Source organism: Murinocardiopsis flavida, from assembly GCF_003014485.1.
Lineage (GTDB): Bacteria > Actinomycetota > Actinomycetes > Streptosporangiales > Streptosporangiaceae > Murinocardiopsis > Murinocardiopsis flavida.
In genome coordinates this window covers 31,330-54,239 of sequence record NZ_PYGA01000017.1, presented here as the reverse complement: position 1 = coordinate 54,239, position 22,910 = coordinate 31,330, and the positions used below count along the sequence as shown (strand labels likewise).

Below are 22,910 nucleotides of genomic sequence, written 5' to 3'. Positions count from 1 at the left end.
GGTCATCGCGGGTGCTCGTTCGGGCGCGCGGGTTCGTCATTGGCCCCCGCCTCCTCCCCGGGGTCGGCGGCGCGCGGGCCGTAGCGGGCCGCCGCGGCGGCGAGCGTCCACTCCCCGGGGGCGCCGTCGGCGGCGGGGACGCGGTCGAGCAGCCGGGCCTCGGCGAGCAGCGTGAGGACCCGGCCGGACAGGTGCTCGGGGTCGGGGTCGTGGCCGACGGCGGCGCGGGCCCACCTGCGGGACGCCGCACCGGCGGGGTCGGTGACCGCGGTGAGTTCCCGTTCCAGCAGCTCGCCCGGCACCGGGACGGAGTCGGCCCGGGGTGCACGCGGGCCGAGCCGCTCGACAAGCCGCCCGACGAGCGCCAGCGCGGCCTGGCTGACGGGGTCGGCCCCGGGGAACACGGGGGTGCGCGGCACTGCGGCGCGGCCGGAGCGGTCGGGGTCGTCGGGCATGATCAGCGCGACGCCTTCGGCGCGGATCTCGGCCTCGCAGCCCAGCAGGCCGCCGAGCTCCGCGGCGGCGCGCCACTGGTGCCGGGCGAGGTGGTCGCGCATCGCCGGGGACAGGTCGGCGCGGTACACCACCGGGGTCTCGGCGAGGAGGCGCCGCAGGGCGAGTTCGGCGGCCCCGGGGTCGGCGGGCTCGACGTCGTGCGCCGCGCCGAGGAACGCGCCTGCGTCGGACTCGGAGTGCGGGGGGTTCGCCACGACCGAGCGCGCAATGGCGCTGTCGACCTCCAGGCGGGTGTGCGGCACTTCGGCGCCGCCGTTCGCGGCGGGCCCGCTCGCCGGGTCGGCCACCGGGCGCACGGCGCCCCATTCGGTGAGGCGGCGCAGCGCGGCGGCGAACGCGTGGCGTTCGGCGGTGCTGCCCTCAGGGTCGAGTCCGAGCCCGGCCTCCGCCGCGGCCGCGCGGACCTCCGCGGCGAGGTCCGGTAGCGCGACGCTGGGCGGCGCCTCGACAAGGACGGCGAGGGTCAGCGCCAGGAACGCGTACGACCGCGGGGAGAACACGGCCCCGCTGGCGCGGGCCGGCGGCCGGGTGACGCCGCGCACCAGCCCGGCCTTCGCGAGCCGGGCGTGGTCGGTGCCGACGTCGAGCCGGTAGCCGAGCACCCGGCCGAACCGCTGGATCAGCCAGTCGGAGTGCGCGGCGACCAGCGCGAACTCCTCAGGGTGGGTGCGCGCGCCGATGATCGGGGCCGCGAGCAGTGTGCGGGCGGCCCCCTGCCGCTCGAAGATGAGCGCGATGTCGGGATCGGATGTCATGGGGGTCACCTCCTCGCCGCCCTCGCCGCCGGTCGTGGGCTCTTGGTCATCCGTTGCGCACCAGGCGGGTCGCCGCGTGCGAACGGCCGGACTGGCTGTGGCGGCCGCCCGTGCCGGGCGTGCCACCGGGGGCCGCGAACCCGGCGGGCGGGGTCGCGGCGTTGGCGAACTCGTCGGGGTCGTCGGAGTCGTCGGGGGTGCGCGCGGCGCCGTGGCCGGGACCGGGGTCGTCGGCGTCCGTTGCGGGACCCCGCGCGCCGCCGGCGTCGGTCTCGGCGTACCCGGTGGCCCGCAGTCGCAGCTCGGCCAGCACCAGTGCGCCCGCGCTGCGGCTGAGCGTGAGCCTGGCGTCGGGGTCGCGGCTGACGTGCAGCCGGACGTCGAGTTCGAGGTCGCCGGCCGAGACCGGCCCCGCCCCGGTGTCGCCGGAACCGAGGGCCGCGGTGAGCAGCTCCATGAGTACTTCCATCGCCGCGGCCGACAGGTCGACCCGGGAGTCGTCGCCGGTGGGCTCGGACAGCAGCCGGCGGACCTCGCGGGCCGCCGAGCGCCGCCAGTGCGCCGCGGCCTCGGCGGCGTCGCGCAACCGGGCCTGCTGGTCGCCGTAGTCGGCGACCGCCGCGGCCGGAACGGCGCTGCGCGGGCCGCTGGGCAGCACCGCGGTGGGGGCGTCCCACCAGCTCGTGGTGGCGTGGACGGAGTCGTCCACGACCCCGCCGCCGAGGTGGTGCCCGCCGTGGGCGCCGAACGCGGCGGTGTAGATCTCGTGCGCGGACGCGCTGTCGGCGGCGTCGAACCAGGACGCGAGGCGCAGCAGCGCCGCACGGCCGTGCCGCGCCACCGGGCGGTGGGAGTGGGGGGCGTCGGGCGCTCCGGTCGGCAGCGTCGACGACTCGGCGCGCGGTACCGCCGCCCGCGCGCCCCTGCCTCGCTTCGCTGAATCACCCACAACTCAGCAGACTAAAGACCCCACACGACCGCCGTGCCCAAAATCGGCGTACACGCCCCATCGACGGCGCTGAAATGTCGCCTGTGAGCAGGAGATTCACAGTTTTACCCGAGAACTTCCCGCCACCGTCGGCGCGCCCACCGGACGGCGGCGGGGCGGCGGCTCTCGGTCACCGCCCGCCCACCCCGAGCCACGCCGATCACTCCCCCGTCCGGGCACGTTCCGCGGCTGTTCCACAGCGGCCGCGACCGACCGGGACCCACCGGAAACGCGAGAACCCCCGATGGGCAGCGTTGATGCTGCTCATCAGGGGTTCTCGTGGTGTGGCAGGTGTAGGGTTCGAACCTACGAAGGCTGAGCCGGCGGATTTACAGTCCGCTCCCTTTGGCCACTCGGGCAACCTGCCGGGAGTACTGCGGCGACTCCGCGCCGCGGCACACGAACGAGGATAGCGGATTCGCGGCAGTGACTCGAACGCATTCATCGCGCCGCCGCGGCACGCCCGTCCCCCACCCCAGTCCCCGGCTAGGCTCTTAGCCTGGTGTGGTCGGGCTCTCATGCGTACGGGTGGCGTCCGGCCGCTCCGTCAACCGCCGTCGCCCGCCCCTCCCGGGGGTCGGGCCCGAAACAACGTTGCAGGGGTGCGAGCGCAGTGGCCGCAGATTCCAGTTTCGACGTCGTGTCCAAACTCGACCGCCAGGAGGTCGACAACGCGCTGAACCAGACCGCGAAGGAACTGTCCCAGCGCTTCGACTTCAAGGGCACCGGCGCGGACATCTCGTGGTCGGGCGACCAGGTCGTGGAGATCAAGGGCAATTCCGAGGAGCGCGTGCTGGCGGCGCTGGACGTCTTCAAGTCCAAGCTCATCAAGCGCAACCTCTCGCTGAAGATCCTCGACACCGAGGAGGAGCCGAAGATCTCCGGCAAGGAGTACCGGCTGCCGATCAGCCTCAAGGAAGGCATCGGCTCCGAGGACGCGAAGAAGATCTCCAAGCTGATCCGCGACGAGTTCCCCAAGGGCGTCAAGGCGCAGATCCAGGGCGACGAGCTGCGGGTCAGCTCGAAGAAGAAGGACGAATTGCAGGCCGTCATGACCCTGCTCAAGGAGCAGGACCTCGACGTGGCCCTTCAGTTCGTGAACTACCGGTAGTCGGGCGGCCGAGGGCGGGCTCCCGCCCTCGGCCGGGCGGGTCGGCTAGCGCAGTTGCACGGAGGCGAACTTGACCGCGAACGACTCGGCGCAGTACGCGCGGCTCGTCGCGGCGCCGCCGTCGACCCAGGGGCCGTAGGTCTTGTAGCTGTCGCACGAGGCGACCGCGCGGACCTGGCGGTAGTTGTTGCCTGAGTAGCCCTTGCACGCGGAGTAGACGTACGCCTTGCTCTTCGCGACCTTGGCCTGGCACATCAGCCCGGCTTCAGCCGCCGGGGCGGCGGTGCCCATGAGGGCGAAGGACGTCACCGCGACGCCCAGTGCGGCGGTCACGGATGCCAGAGTGCGTTTCATCGACATCGTTTCGGGTGGCTTTCTCGCTTCGTCCGGACGATTCCGGATTCCATGGTCAGGGGAATGGGGAATTCGGGGGCGATGCCGGTCCGCGCCGAACCGCGCGGGAAATCCGCGCGGTACCGCATTCGCGGCGGCGGGAGCCATGCGGCCCCCGGAATCCCGGTCGCGGTCCGGGCTACTTCAGCTGCACCCCGGCGCGGTTGATCGCGATATTGCGCGGGCACGGTGCGGTGCTCTTGGCGCCGTTCCACTTCCACGGGCCGTAGACGGTCTGGTCGCCCTTGCAGTAGGCGACCGCGCGAACCTGGCGGTAGTCGTTGCCGGAGTAGCCCTTGCACACGGAGTACGCGGCGTGGGAGACCCCGGCCTTCGAGATCTTCGCCTGGCACATCAGCCCCGCCTCGGCAGCGGGGGCGGCGGCACCCGCCACTCCGAACGACACCGCCGCGACCCCGAGGGCCGCGGCGGCGGAGAAAATGGCGCGTTTGATCTGCATCGAATGGGGGACTTTCTATTTGTTCCGAAGAAATGGCCCGCCGAAATGGCGGGCTTCGACGCGGTCAGTGTACGAGGATTCGTACCGTGACGCACCCCTTTTGCCGGGTGTGAGATGAAATCGAGTCCCGGGTGGGGAATTGCGATCCCGTGCGGGCGCGCTTTCCGGCGCGGCGCCGAATGCCGTTCCGGGGACGACGCCGCGCTCCCCCGCGCGCAGCGCTCCGCCGCTGCGGCTACCGGTGCCCCTCGCCCCAGCGCCGGGCGAGGTCGCGCAGGCGCCGGATGCGCTCGGTGGTGGGCGGGTGCGCGCAGAACAGCCGCGACATCCCCTTGCGGTGGAACGGCGGGGCGATCATCAGGTGCCCGGCGGCGAGCAGGCCGCGTTCGGCGGGGAGCGAGTGGACCCGGCCGCCGACCTCGATCTTGCGCAGCGCCGTCGCGAGGGCGAGCGGTTCGCCGGTGAGTTCGGCGGCGGCCTCGTCGGCGCGGAACTCCCGGCGGCGGCTCACCGCGGCCTGGATCACCATGGCCGCCGCGGGCCCCAGCACCAGGAACAGCAGCGCGCTGATGAGGCTGGGGACGTCCTCGTCCTCGGAGTCGCCGAGCGGGATCAGCAGCGCCAGCGCCGTGAGCGAGGTGATGAGCGTGGCGACCGTCGCGGCGACGGAGCAGGCGAGCGTGTCGCGGCTGCGGATGTGCGACAGCTCGTGGGCGAGCACGCCGCGCAGTTCACTCTCGTTCAGCAGGGCCAGCAGGCCCGTGGTGCAGCAGACAACGGCACGGCGGGGCGTGTGCCCGGTGGCGAAGGCGTTGGGCGCGCGGGTGGGCGACAGGTAGATGCGCGGCATGGGCTGGCGCGCCGCCGTGGCCAGTTCGCGGACCACCCGGTAGAGGTCGGGCTGCTCGATCTCGCTGACGGGGCGGGCGTGCATGGCCCGCAGGGTCATGGTGTCGCCGAAGAAGAACACCAGGCCGATCAGCACGATGGCGATGACCACGCCGAGTTGCAGGCCCCACGGCCCGCCGAAGAACTGGCCGGCCAGGATGATGACCCCGGAGAGCCCGGCGAGCAGGGCCGCTGTGCGGATCGTGTTGTGGTGCACGACGTCTCACGGCCTCCTTCGCGTCTGCCCGCTCCCGGTGGGCGGGGTGCGTGGTCGGGTTTGCCCCGTGTCCCGCCAACGGGTGAACGTCCGGGTCATGGCGTCGCGTTCCCCAATGGCGGTCACGATCTCATCAGCCGCTGCGCGGCGCGCACTGGTCCCGGCAGGCCCGTGCGCATGGACGCGGCCGTCCGCAAGCGTGATTTCGGACACCCGCCCCGCGCCTCCCGGAGGCGGACGACCTATAGTGCGGGAGTGGCCACTCATCGGAGGATCGCCGCGCCCGGCGCGCTGCTCGTCGGGCGCCCGCACGTCGACCTCGGACGGGTCGCCAGCGCGCTGTGTCGCTGACCCCCACCGCGACCCTCGCAGTACCGCGGGCGGGAACCGTGCTCCCCTGCGGCCCCGTCCACGACCACCCGGTCCCGCTGTGCACGGGCCGCGCCGAGATCCACCGGCGGCCCCGTGCTCCGCACCCTAGGCTTGACCGGGCGGTCCAGCATCGATGGGGACCCCGCCATCCATCCGGTACGCGACCGCTACGTACCATCATGGCGAGACTGAGGCAACCCTAAGCCGCCGCCCGCGTTCGGCGGCTTCACCAGGAGGTCGGCGATCTCAGTGACCAAACAGGTCCAGCAAATCGACCGCGTCATCATCCGCTTCGCCGGTGACTCCGGCGACGGCATGCAGTTGACCGGCGATCGCTTCACCCAGGAAACCGCGTCGTTCGGCAACGACCTCTCCACCCTGCCGAACTTTCCCGCCGAGATCCGCGCCCCCGCCGGCACGCTGCCCGGGGTGTCGAGCTTCCAGCTGCACTTCGCCGACCACGACATCATGACCCCGGGCGATGCCCCGAACGTCCTGGTGGCGATGAACCCCGCGGCGCTGAAGGCCAACATCGACGACGTCCCCAACGGCGCCATGGTCATCGTCAACACCGACGAGTTCACCAAGCGCAACCTCACCAAGGTCGGCTACGGCAGCAACCCGGTCGAGGACGGCTCCCTCGCGGAGTTCAAGCTCAGCTCGGTGCCGCTGACCTCGATGACGGTCAAGGCGCTGGAGGACTTCGAGATCTCCAAGAAGGACGCCGAGCGCGCGAAGAACATGTTCGCGCTGGGCCTCCTCTCGTGGATGTACAACCGGCCCACCGAGGGCACCCTCGGCTTCCTGAAGGCGAAGTTCGCCAACAAGCCGGTCATCATGGCGGCGAACCTCGCGGCGTTCCAGGCCGGGTGGAACTTCGGCGAGACCACCGAGGACTTCGCCGTCTCCTACGAGGTGAAGCCGGCCCCGCTGCCGCCGGGCACCTACCGCAACATCACCGGGAACCTGGCGATCTCCTACGGCCTGATCGCGGGCTCGCAGCTGTCGGGGCTGCCGCTGTTCCTCGGGTCGTACCCGATCACCCCCGCCTCCGACATCCTGCACGAGCTGTCCAAGCACAAGCGGTTCGGCATCCGCACGTTCCAGGCCGAGGACGAGATCGCCGGGGTCGGCGCCGCGCTGGGCGCGGCGTTCGGCGGGGCGCTCGGGGTCACCACCACGTCGGGCCCCGGCATGGTGCTGAAGGCCGAGACCATCGGGCTGGCGCTGATGACCGAGCTGCCGCTGCTCGTCATCGACGTGCAGCGCGCCGGCCCCAGCACGGGGATGCCCACGAAGACCGAGCAGTCCGACCTGCTCATGGCGATGTTCGGCCGCAACGGCGAGTCCCCCGTGCCGGTCCTCGCCCCCCGCTCCCCCGCCGACTGCTTCGACATCGCCGTCGAGGCAACCCGCATCGCGGCGACGTACCGGACCCCGGTCATCGTGCTGTCCGACGGCTACCTCGCCAACGGTTCGGAGCCGTGGCGGCTGCCCGATGTCGAGAACCTCCCCGACCTCACCGTCGAGTTCACCACCGAGCCCAACGGCGACGACGGCGCGTTCCTGCCCTACCAGCGCGACCCCGAGACCCTGGCCCGCCCGTGGGCGGTGCCCGGGACCCCGGGTCTGGAGCACCGGCTCGGCGGCATCGAGAAGAGCGACGGCACCGGCAACATCTCCTACACCCCGTCGAACCACGACCTCATGGTGCGCACCCGGCAGGCCAAGATCGACGGGATCGCCCGCGACATCCCGCCGCTGGAGGTCGACGACCCCTCGGGCGACGCCGACGTCCTCGTGCTGGGCTGGGGCGGCACCTACGGCTCCATCGGCGCAGCGGTGCGCCGGGTGCGCCGCGCCGGCGGCACGGTCGCGCAGGCCCACCTGCGCCACATCAACCCGTTCCCGGCGGACCTGGGCGAGGTGCTGCGGCGCTACGACCGGGTGCTCGTCCCCGAGATCAACCTCGGCCAGCTCGCGCTGCTGCTGCGCGGCAGGTTCCTGGTCGACGTCATCAGCTACACCAAGGTCAACGGCCTGCCCTTCAAGGCAGAGGAACTGGCCGGGGTGCTCCAGGAGGTCATCGACCGTGCCGAATGAGACCAACGGCGCCGCCCCCGGCGGGGCGGCCGCGCACAACGACGGGTTCGCCGGCCTGCGGCTGGTGCCGCGCAGCGACACCACGTACAAGATGAAGGACTTCAAGTCCGACCAGGAAGTGCGCTGGTGCCCCGGCTGCGGCGACTACGCCATCCTCGCGGCGTTCCAGTCGTTCCTGCCCGAGCTGGGCGTGCCCAGGGAGAACATCGCGATCGTGTCGGGCATCGGCTGCTCGTCGCGGTTCCCCTACTACCTGACCACCTACGGCATGCACTCCATCCACGGGCGGGCGCCGGCCGTGGCGACCGGCCTCGCCGCGAGCCGCCCGGACCTCTCGGTGTGGGTGATCACGGGCGACGGCGACGGCCTGTCGATCGGCGGCAACCACCTGATCCACGCGCTGCGCCGCAACGTCAACATCAACGTGCTGCTGTTCAACAACCGCATCTACGGGCTGACCAAGGGCCAGTACTCGCCCACCTCGGAACCGGGCATGATCACCAAGTCCTCGCCGATGGGCTCGCTCGACTCCCCGTTCAACCCGGTGTCGCTGGCGCTGGGCGCCGAGGCGACGTTCGTGGCGCGCACGGTCGACTCCGACCGCAAGCACCTGCAAGGGGTGCTGCGCGCGGCGGCCGACCACCAGGGCGCGTCGTTCATCGAGATCTACCAGAACTGCCCGATCTTCAACGACGACGCGTTCGAGCCGCTGAAGGACGCCGGGGAGCGCGACTCCCGGCTGCTGCGCATGGAGCACGGCGCGCCGCTGCGGATCGGCGCCGACAGGGGCGTGGTGCAGGGCGACTACGGCGAGCTGTCGGTGGCCGACGTCGCCGAGGTCGGCGAGGACCGCCTGGTGCGCCACGACGCGCACCGGGCCGACCCCGGGTACGCGTTCGCGCTGTCGCGGCTCGACCGGCCGGCGTTCGAGCACGTGCCGATCGGCGTGTTCCGCGACGTCGACGCGCCGTCCTACGACGAGCGCATGGCCGAGCAGCTCGCCGAGGCCGAGACCACCCAGGGCCGCGGCGACCTCGCCGGGCTGCTCGCCAGCGGCGACACCTGGACGGTCCGCTGACCTCCGCGGCCCGCTCCCGCCTCGCGGCGGGGCGGGCCGCGCGCGTACCGGGGCCGCGCCCTCGCCCCCGGTCGGCGAACCGCTAGATTGTGCTGTGCGGCAGGTCACATCCCACGGCGACGAAGGGACCCCGCATGGCACCTGCGGAGACGGCGGGCGGTATCGGCGCGAGCACGGTCGACGGCCTGCTGCACCGGTCGGCCGCCCGCACACCGCAGCGGACCGCGCTGCGGTTCGCCGACCGCGAGTGGACCTACGCCGAACTCGACGCCGGTGCGAGCCGCGCCGCGGCGTGGCTGCTGGGCCTGGGGCTCGGCAAGGGCGACCGGGTCGCCGCCTACGGCCGCAACTCCGACGCGTACCTGCTGTCGTTCCTCGGCTGCGCCCGCGCGGGCCTCGTCCACGTCCCCGTCAACTACAACCTCACCGGCGGCGAACTCGGCTACCTGCTGGCGCAGTCGGGCAGCACCGTGGTCCTCGCCGACCCGCAACTGGCCGGCGAGGTCGAGGCGGTGCGCTCCGAGGTCCCGGTGCGCGACGTCCTCGCCCTGCGGGGCGCGCCCGGGTCGCTGCTGGAGGTCGCGCGGCACCGCGATTCGCCGGCCGAGGTCGCCGCGGAGGTCGCCGACACCGACCTGGTGCAGTTGCTGTACACCTCGGGCACGACGTCGCGGCCCAAGGGCGCGATGATGAGCCACCGCGCCCTGGTCCACGAGTACCTGAGCGCCGTGCAGGGCCTCGACATCTCCGCCGACGACCACCCGCTGCACGCGCTGCCGCTTTACCACTCCGCGCAGATGCACGTCTTCCTGCTGCCCAGCCTGGCCGTGGGGGCGGTGAACGACCTGGTCGAGACCCCGGAGCCGGGCGACCTGCTGCGCCGCATCGCCACCGGCGGCATCACCTCGTTCTTCGCGGCGCCCACCGTGTGGGTCGCGCTCGCCAACCACGCCGACTTCGCCGAGCGCGACCTGTCGGGGCTGCGCAAGGCGTACTACGGCGCGGCGATCATGCCGGTGCCGGTCCTCCGGCGCATCCGCGACCGGTATCCGGCGATCGGGTTCTACAACTGCTTCGGGCAGAGCGAGATCGGCCCGCTGGCGACGGTGCTGCGCCCCGAGGAGCACGTGCCGGGCCGCATGGACTCCTGCGGGCGGCCGGCCCTGTTCGTCGAGGCCCGGCTGGTCGCCGAGGACGGTTCGGAGCCGCCCGCGGGCGAGCCCGGCGAGATCGCCTACCGCTCGCCGCAGCTGTGCGACGGCTACTGGGACAAGCCAGAGGAGACCGAGGCGGCGTTCCGCGGCGGCTGGTTCCACTCCGGCGACATCGCCCGCCGCGACGCCGACGGCTACTTCACGATCGTCGACCGGGTGAAGGACGTCATCAACACCGGTGGCGTGCTCGTCGCCTCGCGCGAGGTCGAGGACGCCCTGTACCTGCACCCCGCCGTCGCCGAGGCGGCGGTCATCGCCGTCCCCGACGCCGACTGGGGCGAGGCGGTCACCGCGGTGGTGGTGCTGAAAGGGCCGGCCACCGAGGCGGAGCTCATCGCCTCGGTGCGCGAGCACCTCGCCGGTTTCAAGACCCCCAAGCGGGTCCACGTCGCCGGTGCGCTGCCCCGCAACGCCAGCGGGAAGCTCCTCAAACGGGTGCTGCGCGACGAGTACACGCCGGATGGCGCGCCCCCTGGGTGACGCGCCGCGCGCCGCGCCCCGGGGGCTTCCGCGCGCCGGCGCCGCGGCCGACATAGCCTTGCTGCCATGCGTATCGTCATCGCCGGAGGACACGGCAAGATCGCCCTGCGCCTGGAGCGGCTGCTCGCCGCCCGCGGGGACCAGCCCGTCGCGCTCATCCGCAACCCCGACCATGCCGCGGACGTCGAGGCGGCGGGGGCCGAACCCGTCGTTGTCGACCTGGAGTCGGCCACCGTCACCGAGCTCACCGAGAAGGTCATGGGCGCCGACGCGGTCGTCTTCGCGGCCGGCGCCGGGCCGGGCAGCGGGGCCGGGCGCAAGGACTCGGTCGACCACGGCGCCGCGGTGCTGTGCGCCGACGCCGCGTCCCTCGCGGGTGTGCGCCGGTACGTCCTGGTGTCCGCCATCGGGGTCGACGCCGGGCCGGCGCCCGACGCCGAGCCCGTGTGGGCCGCCTACGTCCGCGCGAAGAAGGCCGCCGACGACGACCTCCGCGACCGCTCCCTCGAACTCGACTGGACCGTCCTGCGGCCGGGGCGCCTCACCGACGATCCCGGAACCGGCAGGGTGTCGCTCGGCGCCGACACCGGCCGCGGGGAGGTCCCGCGCGAGGACGTGGCGGCGGTGATCGCCGCGCTGCTCACCGAGCCGGCCGCCATCGGCAGGAGCCTCGATCTGGTCGGCGGCGACACCCGGGTCGAGGACGCCGTCCGGGGACTGGCAGGGTAGTGGGCCCGGTGGTTTCCGGGGCATCGGTGGCCGCACGGAACCATAGCGGGCATCATGGAAGTCAGAGGACCGGCGTGGCCCCCCACCGGGGGCTGGCTGCGCTCCAGTGAGAACGCCGCAGTAGGCAGATGGGTACGGGTGGCACATGAGCGTCACGCAGGTCGTGAGGGACAGCACCGTCGTCGAGCACGCCAAGGTCGCAGCGCAGCAGAAGCGCAAGATGTTCGTCGTGCAGTTGCGCGTCAACACCTATGACGACGCGTCCAGCAGTGTCCGGCCCGGTCTGACCCGAATCCTCGAAGGCATCGAGGAGGCCGGGTGGAAGCTGGAGCAGACCTCCTACAGCCAGGGCAGCAGCGGCGAGCCCGCGCAGCTCTTCGTCTTCCGGCCCGACACCGACGGGCAGCCTGCGGAGGAGCAGCCGAAGGCCGAGGAGCCCGCGCAGCAGCCCCAGCCGCCGCAGCAGGAGTACCAGCACAACACCGGCGCGCAACAGCAGCAGGACCCCTACGCCGGGTACCAGTACCCCACGGGGCAGCAGTACCAGCAGGGCTATCAGCAGGGGTACCAGCAGCAACAGCAGTACCCCGGATACGGGCAGCAGCAGTACCCGGGCTATGGCCAGCAACCGCAGCAGCCGGGCTACGGGCAGCAGTACCCGGGATACGGCCAGCAGCAGTGGTGAGCTGATCCGCGGTCATCGAGCCGACGGCCCCCGCGCAGGCGCGCGGGGGCCGTCGTGCGTTCGGCCGGCTGCCGGGCCTTGCGCCGTGCCTGCCGCCGGACCGGGAGCGGGGTCAGCGCCGTGCGTCGCGCACGACGGCGTAGACCATGGCGGAGAGCGCGATGGGCGGCCAGACCACGAACGCCAGTTCCATCGCGCCTGTCACCATCCCGACCAGGAGCGCCCCGCAGGCGACCATGAGGCCGAGCGCGGAGAGCGCCAGCGAGGTGTGGACGGGTTTCCACACCAGGCCGGGACGCGGCTGCTGGGCGAGCTTCGCGTCGATGCGGGCGTCGATCTCCGCGCCGATCCGGTCGACCAGGCCGGCCGCCACGGCGTCGTCGTAGTCGGGGCCCAGCGAGCGGCTCGACGCCGCCGCCGCTGACACGTCTTCGCGAAAGTCGTCGCTCATGCCCCACAACGTACGGCACGGTGCCGCCGCTGCCGAGCCCTCGAAACGGCCGGTTGCGGGCGCCGCCCCGGTCGAACCGAACGGCCCCGCCGACCATCCAAGTCCCTATCGGACCCCCGCGCCGTCAGGTCGTGTCCGGTAGGCCGCCCCGGGCCCTAGCCGTCGGTGCGGGCCACGCCGATGGGGCAGGAGGCGCCGGTGCCGCCCACGCCGCAGTAGCCGTTGGGGTTCTTGGCGTCGGAGAGGTACTGCTGGTGGTAGCCCTCGGCGAAGTAGAACGGGGTGGCCGGGACGATCTCGGTGCTGATCTCGCCGTAGCCCGAGCGGGTCAGCTCCGGCTGGAACGCCTGGCGGGTCGACTCGGCGGCCGCGCGCTGGGCCTCGCTGTGGACCAGGATCATCGAGCGGTACTGGCTGCCGACGTCGTTGCCCTGGCGCATGCCCTGGGTGGGGTCGTGGCCCTCCCAGAACGCCTTGAGCAGGTCGAGGTAGCCGATCCGGCGGGGGTCGAAGACCACCCGGACCGCCTCGGTGTGCCCGGTGCGGCCGGAGCAGACCTCTTCGTAGGTGGGGTTGGGCGTGTAGCCGCCGGCGTAGCCGACCGCCGTGGTGATGATGCCGCGCTCCGCTCCGATCTGCCAGAAGCCGCGCTCCACGCCCCAGAAGCAGCCCATGCCGAACTCGGCGATCTCGCTGCCGTCGGGGTAGGGCGGCGCGAGCGGGGTGCCGAGGACCTCGTGGCGCTCGGGGACGGGCATCGGGGCCTCGCGGCCCGGCAGTGCATCGGAGGGGTCGACCATGGTCGTCTTCATGAACCCGAACATGCTGCCAGGCTATCCGTGCCGACAAGCGGCCGACGGCGGCGGTGTCCGCCCCGACCGCGGGCGGCGGCCGGCCGGCGCAGGCGCCGCGCGGTTCAGCGGCACTCGAACATCGATACAGCAATTCTAATTATTCACGGCGTGAATATCCCAATAGCCTTAAACCCGTGTCTGAACTGAACCGCGGGGCCGCTTTCGGCGCCGCCGCCTATGTGCTGTGGGGCGTCTTCCCTCTCTACTGGCCGCTTCTCGCGCCCTCCGGGTCCGTGGAGATCCTCGCCCACAGGATGCTGTGGTCGCTGCTCGCCGTGCTGGTGATCCTCGCGGCGACCCGCCACTGGCGGTGGCTGGCGACGGCCCTGCGCAGCCCCAGGGAGCTGCTGATCCTGACCGCCGCGGCGCTCGCCATCTCGGTCAACTGGGGCGCCTTCATCTACACGGTCAACGCCGGGCACACGCTCCAGGCCGCGTTCGGCTACTTCATCAACCCCCTGGTGAGCGTCGCCCTCGGGGTCATCGTCTTCGCAGAACGGCTGCGCCGGGTGCAATGGGCCGCCGTGGCACTGGGCACCGCGGCGGTGGTCGTGCTCGCCGTCGACTACGGGGCACCGCCGTGGCTGTCGCTCGCCATGGCGTTCTCGTTCGCCACCTACGGGGTGCTGAAGAAGTTCGTCCGGCTCGACGCGGTCGAGAGCCTGACCCTGGAGACCCTGGTGATGTTCGTGCCGGCGCTCGGCTTCGTGCTCTACCTGGAGGCGACCGGATCGGGCACGTTCGGGCACGTCTCCGCGCCGCACACGCTGCTCCTCATCGGGGCGGGCGCCGTGACGGCGCTGCCGCTGCTGTGCTTCGGCGCGGCGGCGCTGCGGATCCCGCTGAGCATGATCGGGCTCCTCCAGTTCATCACGCCCGTCATGCACTTCATCATCGGCTGGCTGGTGTTCGGCGAGGAGATGCCGGCCAGCCGCTGGATCGGCTTCGCCATCGTCTGGGCCGCGCTGGCGGCCTTCGCCTTCGACATGGTGCGCACGGCGCGCCGCACCGCCCGGCCGCGCGCCGCGCGGCCCGCCGTCGCAGTGGAGCCCTGACCCGGTGGCGCACGCCCCCGCTCAGGGGCTGACCGTCGACCGCCCCGGCGGGTCCTGCTCGGCGCCGACCCCGCCGATCTGCGGTCCGGCGGCCCCCGCCTCGTCGAACTCCCACGAGACCCGCTTGTGCCGGGCCGCGGTGGCCGGGACCGGCCGTTCCGGCGCCTCGCCCGGGCGCTGGGCCGGGGCCTGCGCCGCGGCCTGCGGGGCCGCGTGCCGCCCGCGGCTGGGTACCCACTGCCCGGGGATGTCCAGGCCGTAGTGCAGGTAGACCTCGTCCTCCTGCGCCACGGAGATGTGCTGGTCGCTGTGGAAGCTCGGCGCCCGGCGCACCTGCTCCTTGTCGAAGGGGACGTGCAGGCTGTCCTCGCGCAGTTTGGCGCCCTGGAGGGGCACGAACGCCTCCTTGGTGCCGAACAGTCCGATCCGGACGGTCACCCAGGTCGGCGTGTCCGTCTGATCGTCGAAGTAGACCTGCCCGATCCTGCCGATGCCGACACCGTCGCGGTCCACCAGCCGGTGGCCGATGAGCTGCTCCGCTCCGAACTGGTCTGCCACGGTCTCCCCCTGTTCGCACCACTCTCCCGCCGGCCGGTCGCGGCACGGCGGACGCCATCGGGCGGTCGTCCCACCCTCACGCGCCAATTACCCTGAGTAGTCCGACATATGCGGAGCATTACCATGACATTGCCAGAACTGGACCGTCCGGTTACCGCCCGCCACGGCAACGGGCGGGCGCCCGACCGCCCGCCCGTTGCCGCGCTTCCGCGGTCAGGCGCCGTCCGCGCGCCCCCGCTCCTCGCGCTCCTCCTGCTCGACGTCCACACGCTCCTTGCGGACGTCGCCTTCGACGTGCTGCTGCTCGGTGACCTCCTCTTTCACGAGGCGGACCCGCTCCACGGGCACGCTCTCCGTGGCGATCACGGCGCGTTCGGCGTAGAGGATGACCTCCCGGTCGTCCTCCTCGAACTGCGCCATGCCGCCCTCGCGCTCCGCGTCGGTGACGGGAATACGCTCGACCCGGACCTCCTCGTGCATGAGCGGCACGTCCCGCTCGAAGTGCTCGGTCTCGACGCTCTTGTGCAGGCGGACGCGGCCGCTCTCCTCGCGCTCCACGCCCACGTGCGCCTGCTCCTCGGAGCGGACCATGCTGGCCGCGGCCTCCTCCTGGAGGTCCTGGCCCGCCGCGCCCGCCTCGGCCGTCCCCATTTCGGAATCCGCGTCCGTCATCGCCATGTCGGAGCGCGTGTCGGAACGCATGTCGGCGGTGTCGGCGCGCGTGTCATCGGCGGCGGTCGCCGCCGTCCCGGCGCCCATGGCGTGCCTGCCCTGGCCCGCCGGAGCGGTGTCCTGCTCGCCGTGTCCGGCCGAGCGCTGGCCGGGCACCTGCACGCCGTAATGGCGGTACAGCGAGTTCTCCTCCTCGACGGAGAGGTGGCGCTCCGCGTCGAACTGCGGCGCGTCCTTGATGGTGTCCTTGTCGTAGGGCGCCATGTAGTCGTCCTCGGCCCCGCGCATGCCGTCGAGCGGCACGAAGCTGTGCTTGGCGCCGAGCATCCCCGTCTGCACCGTGACCCACTTGACCGCGCCGGTCTGGTCGTCGAAGTAGACCTGCTCGATCTTGCCGACGTTGTGGCCTTCGCGGTCCAGGAGCTTGTGGCCGATGTACTCCTGCGCTGAGTGTTGCAGTGCCATGGTGAATCAGTCCCCCGATCGTTCTCCCGCCTGAGCGGTCGCGGCCGGTCGACGCCCCCGTGCCGGCACAGGCCCTGCCTCACGACGGACTACCCCCGGCACAACCCGCAATGCGGCGGTTGGCGGGGGCTTTGCCGAGATTGGTCACGGCGATGACCTGCGAAGCCCCGCCAGGACCGGGCCGGGACGCGGCGACGGCCCGCACCCGTTGCGGGTACGGGCCGTCGGACGGCGGCGGGGTCAGCCCGAGCGCTCGACCACGTAGTCGCACAGGACCTCGAACGCGCTGCGCGCCGACCCGTCGGGCAGGGTGGCGAGTTCGGCGCGGGCGAGGTCGGCCCAGCCGTTGAGGTCGGCCCGCGCCGTGGCCATGGCGGAATGCGCCCGCAGCAGCCGCAGCGCCTCCTCGGTCTCGGCGTCGTCGAGCGGGCGGCCGAGCAGGGACCGCAGCCGCGCGTCCTCGGGTGCGCCGCTGCGCAGCGCGTGGAACATCGGCAGGGTCAGGACGCCTTCGCGCAGGTCGGTGCCTGGCGTCTTGCCGGACTCGGCCGACTCGCTGGCGACGTCGAGGATGTCGTCGGACAGCTGGAACGCCATGCCGAGGGCGTCGCAGGCGCGGGTGATGGTCTCAATGACCTTGGGGTCGGCGTCGGCGAAGGTGGCGCCGAACCGCGCCGAGGACGCGATGAGCGACGCGGTCTTGTCGGCGATGACCTGAACGTAGTGCTGGAGGGGGTCGGTGCCGGCCGGCGGGCCGGAGGTCTCCAGGATCTGGCCCTGCACGAGCCGCCCGAACGTCTGCGCCTGCAAGCGCACGGCGTCGGTGCCGAGGTCGGCGAGGATCTCCGACGCGCGGGCGAACACGAAGTCGCCGGTGAGGATGGCGATGCTGTTGCCCCAGCGCTGGTTGGCGCTCGGCTCGCCGCGGCGCATCTTCGCCTCGTCCATGACGTCGTCGTGGTAGAGCGTGGCGACGTGGGTGAGCTCCACGACGGCGGCCGCCGGCACCAGCTCCGGCCGCGTGTGGTCGCCGAACCGGGCGGCGAGCAGCACGAGTGTGGCGCGGAAGCGCTTGCCGCCCGCCGACAGCAGATGGGTCGCCGCCTCGGTCAGCATCGGATCGCTGGCGGCGACGGTGGACCGCAGGGTCTCCTCGACGCGTTCCAGGTCCTCCTGGATCTCCTGGGCGAGCGTCGCGTCGACGCTCGGGAGCGCGAGGAAACCGCTCGGAACAGCACCGCTCACCTGATAGCTCCACATTTCAGCAAGCACGCCGCACGCCCCGAATTCGGACAAACAGCGCGCTCTGGATGAACACCAACCGACTTGCCAAGGTAGCGGACCCGGAATCATCTACCAAAAGGCCCGCGCCGGATCCGCCACCGCCGCTTCGACAGCCGGTGCGGCCGCCGCTACCTGGTGAATCCGACGGCTGCCGCCGGGGTCTCACCGCCCGGGTCCGGGAGCAGTTCCGCGAGCAACGGGGTCGGGTAGACGCCGAGCACGAGGGTCGCCGCCACCCCGATGCCGATCACCGATCCGGTGAACGCCCCGGCCTTCACCACGGTGGGCCCGTCGCCCTCGGGTTCGGCGAAGAACATCTGCACGATGATGCGGACGTAGAAGAACGCCGTGACCGCGCTGCTCAGCACGCCGACGACGACCAGCGGGGTGGCGTCGGCGGCGACCGCGGCCTCGAACACCGCGAACTTGCCGATGAAACCGCTGGTCAGCGGGATACCCGCGAAGGCGAGCAGGAACAGGGTGAGGGCACCCGCCAGCAGCGGCGAGGTGCGGCCCAGGCCGGCCCACTGGGTGATGTCGCCGGCCTCCGGCCCGTTCTCGTGCGTCCGGACCAGGGTGATCACGGCGAACGCCCCGATGGTGGTGAACCCGTACGCCGCCAGGTAGAACAGCGCGCCGCCGAGCCCTTCGGCGGTGTTGGCGATGACGGCCGTGAGGATGAACCCGGCGTGCACGACCGACGAGTACGCCAGCAGCCGCTTCACGTCCCGCTGGGTGACGGCGATGACCGCGGCGACCACCATGGTGAGAATCGCCACGATCCACATCATCGGCCGCCAGTCGGCCGCCGCGCCGCCGAACGCCACCCCGAAGACCCGCAGCAGCGCACCGAACGCGGCGACCAGGGTGCACGACGCCATGAGCGCCGTGATGGGCGTGGGCGCCCCCTGGTAGACGTCGGGCTTCCAGTTGTGGAACGGGACCGCGCCGACCTTGAAGAGCAGCCCGACGGCGACCAGGCCGATGCCGAGCAGCAGCAGCGGCTGCCCGTTCTCGACCACCCCGGCGCCGCCGGCGTCGATGGACTCGGCGATCCGGGCGAAGTTCACCGAGCCCGCGTAGCCGTAGACCATCGCGATGCCGAACAGGAAGAACGCCGAGGAGAACGCGCCCAGCAGGAAGTACTTCACGGCCGCCTCCTGGGAGAACAGCCGCCGCCTGCGGGCCAGCCCGCACAGCAGGTACAGCGGGAGGCTCATGACCTCCAGCGCGATGAACATGGTGAGGAAGTCGTTCGCCGCGGGGAACAGCTGCATGCCCAGAAGGGCGAACAGCACCAGGGGGTACACCTCGGTGTGCTGCGACCCCGCCATGACGTGGGCGCGCTCCTCGTCGCTGCCGGGCACGGCCGCGGCCTGGGCCGCGAACGCGCTCTCACCGTTGCGGTGCTCGGCGATGAGCAGCAGGCTGATCAGGCCCAGCAGCAGGATGGTCCCTTGCAGGAACAGTGTGGGCCGGTCGACGGCGACGCTGGCGAACGCCACCGTCGCCCCCGCCTCGTCGGCGGGGAGCATGCCGACCTGGAGGACGGTCAGCACGAACGCCGCGGCGACAGCGGCCAGTGTCAGCGCGACCTGCACGACCCGGCGGCGCGCCTGCGGCACCGCCGTCTCGACGATCACGGCGACGACGCCGGCGCCGAAGATCACCAGCATCGGGGCGAGCAGCCCGTAGTCGATGGCGGGCGGCTCCTCGGTGATCACCGGTGCCGCCATCAGGGCGGCCCCCGGGAGGGTCACGGGGATCACTCGCTTTCTCCTTCCGCGCCACCGGACGACGAGCCGGCCTGGCCGACCGCCGGAGCGGGGTCACTGACGTCGATCTGTTGCATGGTCCGCTCGACCGCCGGGTTCACGGCGTCGAGCAGCGGCTTGGGGTACACCCCGAAGACGACGAGGAGCGCGATGAGCGGTGCGACGGCCCAGACCTCGCGCCCCGACAGGTCGCGCAGCTTCGCGAGGCTGTCGGGCAGCGGCCCGGTCATGGTGCGCTGGTACATCCACAAGATGTACAGCGCGGCGAGCACCACGCCGCTCGTGGCGATGATCGCCGGGACGGGGTGGAACGCGTAGGTGCCCAGGAACACCAGGAACTCGCTGACGAACGGCGACAGCCCCGGCAGCGCGAGGCTCGACAGTCCCGCGACCAGGAACACCCCCGCCAGGACCGGCGCGACCTTCTGCACCCCGCCGAAGTCGGCGATGGCGGCGGAGCCGCGCCGCGCGACGAGGAACCCGACGATCAGGAACAGCGCGCCCGTGGAGAACCCGTGGTTCACCATGTACAGCGCCGCACCGGACTGCCCCTGCGAGGTCATCGCGAAGATGCCGAGGGTGATGAACCCGAAGTGCGACACCGACGTGAACGCGATGAGCCGCATCATGTCGGACTGGCCGATGGCGACGATCGCCCCGTAGACGATGCTGACGAGGCTGAGCACCACGACCGGCCACACGAACCACTTGGCGGCCTCGGGGAACAGCTCCAGGCAGTAGCGCAGCATGCCGTAGGTGCCGACCTTGTCGAGGACGCCCACCAGCAGCACCGCGGTACCCGGCCGGGACGAGCCGGCGGCGTCGGGCAGCCAGGTGTGCACCGGCCACATCGGGGCCTTGATGGCGAACGCCACGAAGAACCCGAGGAACAGCCACCGCGCCGTCGCCGTGTCGACCCCGGCGAGCCCGCCCGCGGGGTCGGCGAGGTCGCTCCACAGGAAGGTGCCGCCGTAGACGTACACGCCGATGACGGCGACCAGCATCAGCAGCCCGCCCAGCAGGCTGAACAGCAGGAACTTGACCGCCGCGCGGCGCCGCCCCTCGCCGCGGCCGTACCGCCCGATCATGAAGTAGACCGGGATCAGCATCGCCTCGAAGAAGACGTAGAAGAGGAAGACGTCGGTCGCCGCGAAGACGCCGATCATCATCGCCTCCAGCACCAGGATCAGGGCGAAGTAGCCCTTGCCCTGGTCGGGCGCGTCGTCGTTCTCGTGCCACGCCGCGAGGACGACGAGCGGCACCAGCAGCACCGACAGCAGGATCAGCACCAGCGCGATGCCGTCGACGCCGACCGCGAAGGAGATCCCGAACTGCGGGATCCAGGGGTAGACCTCCTCGAACTGGAGCGGCCCGGACCCCGACGGCGCGAACTGCGCCGCCATCGCCACGACCAGCAGCAGTGTCGCCAGGGTGACGCCGAGGGTGACGCGTTTGGCGGTCTCGGCCCGGTCGCGCGGGAGCAGCGCGACGGCGAGCCCGCCCAGTGCGGGCAGCGCGATGGCGAGTGTGAGCCAGGGGATGGTCATTTAGATCCTCACCGCCAGCGCCGCGACCACGATGGCCGCGCCGAACAGCATGGTCAGTGCGTAGGTCCGGGCGAAACCGGACTGCGTGCGGCGCAGCCCCTCCGAGCCGTCGCGCACCCCGGTGCCGACCTTGTTCACCAGACCGTCGACCACGTGCGTGTCGATGGCGACCAGGGCCTTGGTGAGGACCTGGCCGGGGCGCATCAGCAGCCCTTCGTTGATGGCGTTGCCGTAGAGCTCGTTGCGCGCCGCCACGGTGACGAAGTTGCCCTTGGGCGCCTCGCGCGGCACGGCCGCGCGGCCGTAGCGCAGCCACGCGAACCCGACCCCCACAACCATCACGCCCAGGGCGATCAGCGAGTAGGGGCTGGTCAGCATGTGCGCGAGGTCGAACTCGTGGTGCGGTTCGCCGACGACCGGCGCGAGGAACCCGGCGAAGGCGTAGTTGAACACCAGCAGCGCGCCCAGTCCGAGCGAGCCGACAGCGAGCACGACCATCGGGCCGGTCATGGACGCCGGGGACTCGTGCGGGTGCACGCCGTCGTCCCACCGCTTCGCGCCGAAGAAGGTCATGAACATGATCCGCGACATGTAGAACGCGGTCAGCCCGGCACCGAGGAGGGTGGCCCAGCCGAGGACCTGCCCCTGGGTGCCGCCCACGTCGAACGCCGCCTGGATGATGCCCTCCTTGGTCCACCAGCCCGACAGGAACGGCACCCCGATGATGGCGAGGTAGCCGGCGCCGAACGTGGCGAAGGTGATGGGCATGGACCGGGCGAGGCCGCCGTACTTGCGCATGTCGACCTCGTCGTTCATGCCGTGCATGACCGACCCGGCGCCGAGGAACAGCCCCGCCTTGAAGAAGCCGTGCGTGATGAGGTGCGCGATCGCCGCGGCGTAGCCGATGGGGCCCAGCCCGGCGGCGAGCGTCATGTAGCCGATCTGGCTCATGGTCGACCCGGCCAGCGCCTTCTTGATGTCGTCCTTGGCGCAGCCGATGATCGCCCCGGCGAGCAGTGTCGCCGCGCCGACGACGGCCACGGCGAGCTGCGCTGCGGGCGCGGCCTGGAACACCAGGCCCGAGCGGACGATCAGGTAGACGCCGGCGGTGACCATGGTCGCCGCGTGGATCAGCGCCGACACCGGGGTCGGGCCCTCCATCGCGTCCAGCAGCCAGGACTGGAGCGGCAGCTGCGCGGACTTGCCGCACGCCCCGAGGAGCAGCAGCAGCCCGATCGCCGTCAGCACGCCCTGGGAGGCGCCGTCGAGCCCGGTGAACACGTCGGAGAACGCGACGCTGCCGAAGGTGGTGAACATCAGCATGATCGCGATGAGCAGGCCGAGGTCGCCGACCCGGTTCACCAGGAACGCCTTCTTCGCCGCTGCCGCCGCCGACGGCTTGGCCTGCCAGAACCCGATGAGCAGGTAGGACGCGAGGCCCACGCCTTCCCACCCGATGAACAGGACCGCGTAGTTGTCGGCGAGGACCAGCAGCAGCATGGCCGCGACGAACAGGTTCAGGTAGCCGAAGAACCGCCGCCGGTCGTCGTCGTGGGCCATGTAGCCCACGGAGTAGATGTGGATGAGCGAGCCGACGCCGGTGATGAGCAGCACGAAGCTGATCGACAGCGGGTCGAGCAGGAAGTCGACGCGCAGGGAGAGGTCGCCGACCGCCACCCACTCGTAGCCCTTCGCCGCAATGACCCGTTCGTCGGGGGCCCGCCCCAGCATCGCGAACAGCGCCGCGACCCCCCAGGCGAAGCTGGCCAGCGACATGGCGATCGCCGGCCAGTGCCCCCAGGCGTTGGTGCGCCGCCCGCCGAGCAGCAGGACCGCGGCGCCGAGGAGCGGCAGGGCGATCAGCAGCCAGACGCCGCCCAGGACCGCGCCCCCGGCATCGACGGCCGGGGTGTAGTGCGCCTCGGCCGCGAGGTGTAGTGCAGACATGCCCAGCGCCCTCTAGTGCTTGAGCAGGTTGGCGTCATCGACAGACGCCGACCTGCGTGTCCGGAAGATCTGCATGATGATGGCGAGGCCGACGACCACTTCCGCTGCCGCCACGACCATCACGAAGAACGCGATGACCTGGCCTTCGATGTCGCCATGCAGCCGCGCGAACGTGACGAGCGCGAGGTTGCACGCGTTGAGCATCAGCTCGACGCACATGAAGACGATGATCGCGTTGCGGCGCACCAGCACGCCGACCGCGCCGATGGTGAACAGGACCGCCGCGAGGGCGATGTAGTTCATCGGGTCCACG

General features: G+C 71.8%; 22 protein-coding genes and 1 tRNA gene. 8 read left to right on the top strand and 15 right to left on the bottom strand.

Going from position 1 to position 22,910, the window contains the following annotated elements:
* Positions 1–2 precede the first annotated feature (2 nt).
* The 3 genes from CLV63_RS22280 to CLV63_RS22270 all read right to left on the bottom strand — a co-directional run bounded on the left by CLV63_RS22280 (position 3) and on the right by CLV63_RS22270 (position 2,626).
* Positions 3–1,271 carry a DUF2398 family protein gene (locus tag CLV63_RS22280; RefSeq protein WP_106585134.1) on the bottom strand — a complete coding sequence of 423 codons (1,269 nt, stop codon included), beginning with the start codon at positions 1,269–1,271 and terminating at the stop codon, positions 3–5.
* 46 nt (positions 1,272–1,317) lie between these two features.
* On the bottom strand, positions 1,318–2,220 hold the full coding sequence (locus tag CLV63_RS22275) for a DUF2397 family protein (RefSeq protein ID WP_245928982.1): 903 nt from the start codon (positions 2,218–2,220) through the stop codon (positions 1,318–1,320).
* Between the two features lie 324 nt (positions 2,221–2,544).
* Positions 2,545–2,626 (bottom strand) — tRNA-Tyr (locus tag CLV63_RS22270).
* 246 nt (positions 2,627–2,872) lie between these two features.
* On the opposite strand from CLV63_RS22270, the gene CLV63_RS22265 reads away from it, so the two are divergent.
* Positions 2,873–3,370, top strand: a complete 498-nt coding sequence (locus CLV63_RS22265; RefSeq protein ID WP_106585133.1) for a YajQ family cyclic di-GMP-binding protein — start codon at positions 2,873–2,875, stop codon at positions 3,368–3,370.
* A gap of 45 nt (positions 3,371–3,415) precedes the next feature.
* Here CLV63_RS22265 and CLV63_RS22260 read toward each other — a convergent pair whose 3' ends face one another.
* The 3 genes from CLV63_RS22260 to CLV63_RS22250 form a co-directional block, all read right to left on the bottom strand.
* Positions 3,416–3,703: a hypothetical protein gene (locus CLV63_RS22260; RefSeq protein WP_106585132.1), complete on the bottom strand. Its 288-nt coding sequence runs from the start codon at positions 3,701–3,703 to the stop codon at positions 3,416–3,418.
* A 199-nt stretch (positions 3,704–3,902) separates the two neighbouring features.
* Complete coding sequence (locus tag CLV63_RS22255) at positions 3,903–4,223, bottom strand: hypothetical protein (RefSeq protein WP_106585131.1); 321 nt, start codon at positions 4,221–4,223, stop codon at positions 3,903–3,905.
* A 235-nt stretch (positions 4,224–4,458) separates the two neighbouring features.
* On the bottom strand, positions 4,459–5,328 hold the full coding sequence (locus tag CLV63_RS22250; RefSeq protein WP_106585130.1) for a M48 family metalloprotease: 870 nt from the start codon (positions 5,326–5,328) through the stop codon (positions 4,459–4,461).
* Positions 5,329–5,583: 255 nt separating this feature from the next.
* Between CLV63_RS22250 and CLV63_RS35160 the strand changes: the two genes are divergently transcribed.
* From CLV63_RS35160 to CLV63_RS22225, 6 genes are all read left to right on the top strand, one after another.
* The gene (locus CLV63_RS35160) at positions 5,584–5,679 is read left to right on the top strand and encodes a putative leader peptide (RefSeq protein WP_342751431.1); all 96 of its coding nucleotides are present in this window, start codon (positions 5,584–5,586) and stop codon (positions 5,677–5,679) included.
* A gap of 270 nt (positions 5,680–5,949) precedes the next feature.
* Complete coding sequence (locus tag CLV63_RS22245) at positions 5,950–7,803, top strand: 2-oxoacid:acceptor oxidoreductase subunit alpha (protein ID WP_106585129.1); 1,854 nt, start codon at positions 5,950–5,952, stop codon at positions 7,801–7,803.
* A 91-nt stretch (positions 7,804–7,894) separates the two neighbouring features.
* Entirely contained in the window at positions 7,895–8,881 is a 987-nt protein-coding gene (locus tag CLV63_RS22240; RefSeq protein WP_106585253.1) for a 2-oxoacid:ferredoxin oxidoreductase subunit beta, read from the top strand.
* A 134-nt stretch (positions 8,882–9,015) separates the two neighbouring features.
* On the top strand, positions 9,016–10,575 hold the full coding sequence (locus CLV63_RS22235) for a fatty acyl-CoA synthetase (protein ID WP_106585128.1): 1,560 nt from the start codon (positions 9,016–9,018) through the stop codon (positions 10,573–10,575).
* Between the two features lie 66 nt (positions 10,576–10,641).
* The gene (locus tag CLV63_RS22230) at positions 10,642–11,304 is read left to right on the top strand and encodes an SDR family oxidoreductase (protein ID WP_106585127.1); all 663 of its coding nucleotides are present in this window, start codon (positions 10,642–10,644) and stop codon (positions 11,302–11,304) included.
* A gap of 145 nt (positions 11,305–11,449) precedes the next feature.
* The gene (locus CLV63_RS22225) at positions 11,450–11,989 is read left to right on the top strand and encodes a hypothetical protein (RefSeq protein WP_106585126.1); all 540 of its coding nucleotides are present in this window, start codon (positions 11,450–11,452) and stop codon (positions 11,987–11,989) included.
* Positions 11,990–12,101: 112 nt separating this feature from the next.
* On the opposite strand, the gene CLV63_RS22220 is transcribed toward CLV63_RS22225, so the two are convergent.
* Both CLV63_RS22220 and msrA read right to left on the bottom strand, forming a co-directional pair.
* Complete coding sequence (locus tag CLV63_RS22220) at positions 12,102–12,440, bottom strand: hypothetical protein (protein ID WP_106585125.1); 339 nt, start codon at positions 12,438–12,440, stop codon at positions 12,102–12,104.
* A 155-nt stretch (positions 12,441–12,595) separates the two neighbouring features.
* A complete protein-coding gene (gene msrA / locus CLV63_RS22215) occupies positions 12,596–13,264 on the bottom strand; it encodes a peptide-methionine (S)-S-oxide reductase MsrA (RefSeq protein ID WP_106585124.1) in 669 nt (222 codons plus the stop codon).
* 164 nt (positions 13,265–13,428) lie between these two features.
* Here msrA and rarD point away from each other — a divergent pair, with 164 nt between their 5' ends.
* Positions 13,429–14,349 (top strand): EamA family transporter RarD, encoded by a 921-nt coding sequence (rarD, locus tag CLV63_RS22210; RefSeq protein ID WP_106585123.1) that lies wholly within the window; start codon positions 13,429–13,431, stop codon positions 14,347–14,349.
* A 21-nt stretch (positions 14,350–14,370) separates the two neighbouring features.
* Here the strand turns inward: rarD and CLV63_RS34675 are convergent, their stop codons facing one another.
* The 7 genes from CLV63_RS34675 to nuoK form a co-directional block, all read right to left on the bottom strand.
* The gene (locus CLV63_RS34675) at positions 14,371–14,907 is read right to left on the bottom strand and encodes a PRC-barrel domain-containing protein (protein WP_245928981.1); all 537 of its coding nucleotides are present in this window, start codon (positions 14,905–14,907) and stop codon (positions 14,371–14,373) included.
* 213 nt (positions 14,908–15,120) lie between these two features.
* On the bottom strand, positions 15,121–16,044 hold the full coding sequence (locus tag CLV63_RS22200; RefSeq protein WP_106585121.1) for a PRC and DUF2382 domain-containing protein: 924 nt from the start codon (positions 16,042–16,044) through the stop codon (positions 15,121–15,123).
* Between the two features lie 240 nt (positions 16,045–16,284).
* Positions 16,285–17,289, bottom strand: coding sequence for a polyprenyl synthetase family protein (locus CLV63_RS22195; RefSeq protein ID WP_106585120.1), 1,005 nt, complete (start codon positions 17,287–17,289; stop codon positions 16,285–16,287).
* Positions 17,290–17,456: 167 nt separating this feature from the next.
* Positions 17,457–19,097, bottom strand: coding sequence for an NADH-quinone oxidoreductase subunit NuoN (gene nuoN, locus CLV63_RS22190; protein ID WP_211301419.1), 1,641 nt, complete (start codon positions 19,095–19,097; stop codon positions 17,457–17,459).
* Positions 19,094–20,650 carry an NADH-quinone oxidoreductase subunit M gene (locus tag CLV63_RS22185; protein WP_106585119.1) on the bottom strand — a complete coding sequence of 519 codons (1,557 nt, stop codon included), beginning with the start codon at positions 20,648–20,650 and terminating at the stop codon, positions 19,094–19,096. Before CLV63_RS22185 ends, nuoN begins: the two co-directional genes overlap by 4 nt.
* Positions 20,651–22,597, bottom strand: a complete 1,947-nt coding sequence (gene nuoL, locus CLV63_RS22180; protein WP_106585118.1) for an NADH-quinone oxidoreductase subunit L — start codon at positions 22,595–22,597, stop codon at positions 20,651–20,653.
* Between the two features lie 12 nt (positions 22,598–22,609).
* The gene (gene nuoK, locus CLV63_RS22175) at positions 22,610–22,909 is read right to left on the bottom strand and encodes an NADH-quinone oxidoreductase subunit NuoK (RefSeq protein WP_106585117.1); all 300 of its coding nucleotides are present in this window, start codon (positions 22,907–22,909) and stop codon (positions 22,610–22,612) included.
* Between the last annotated feature and the right edge of the window lies 1 nt (position 22,910).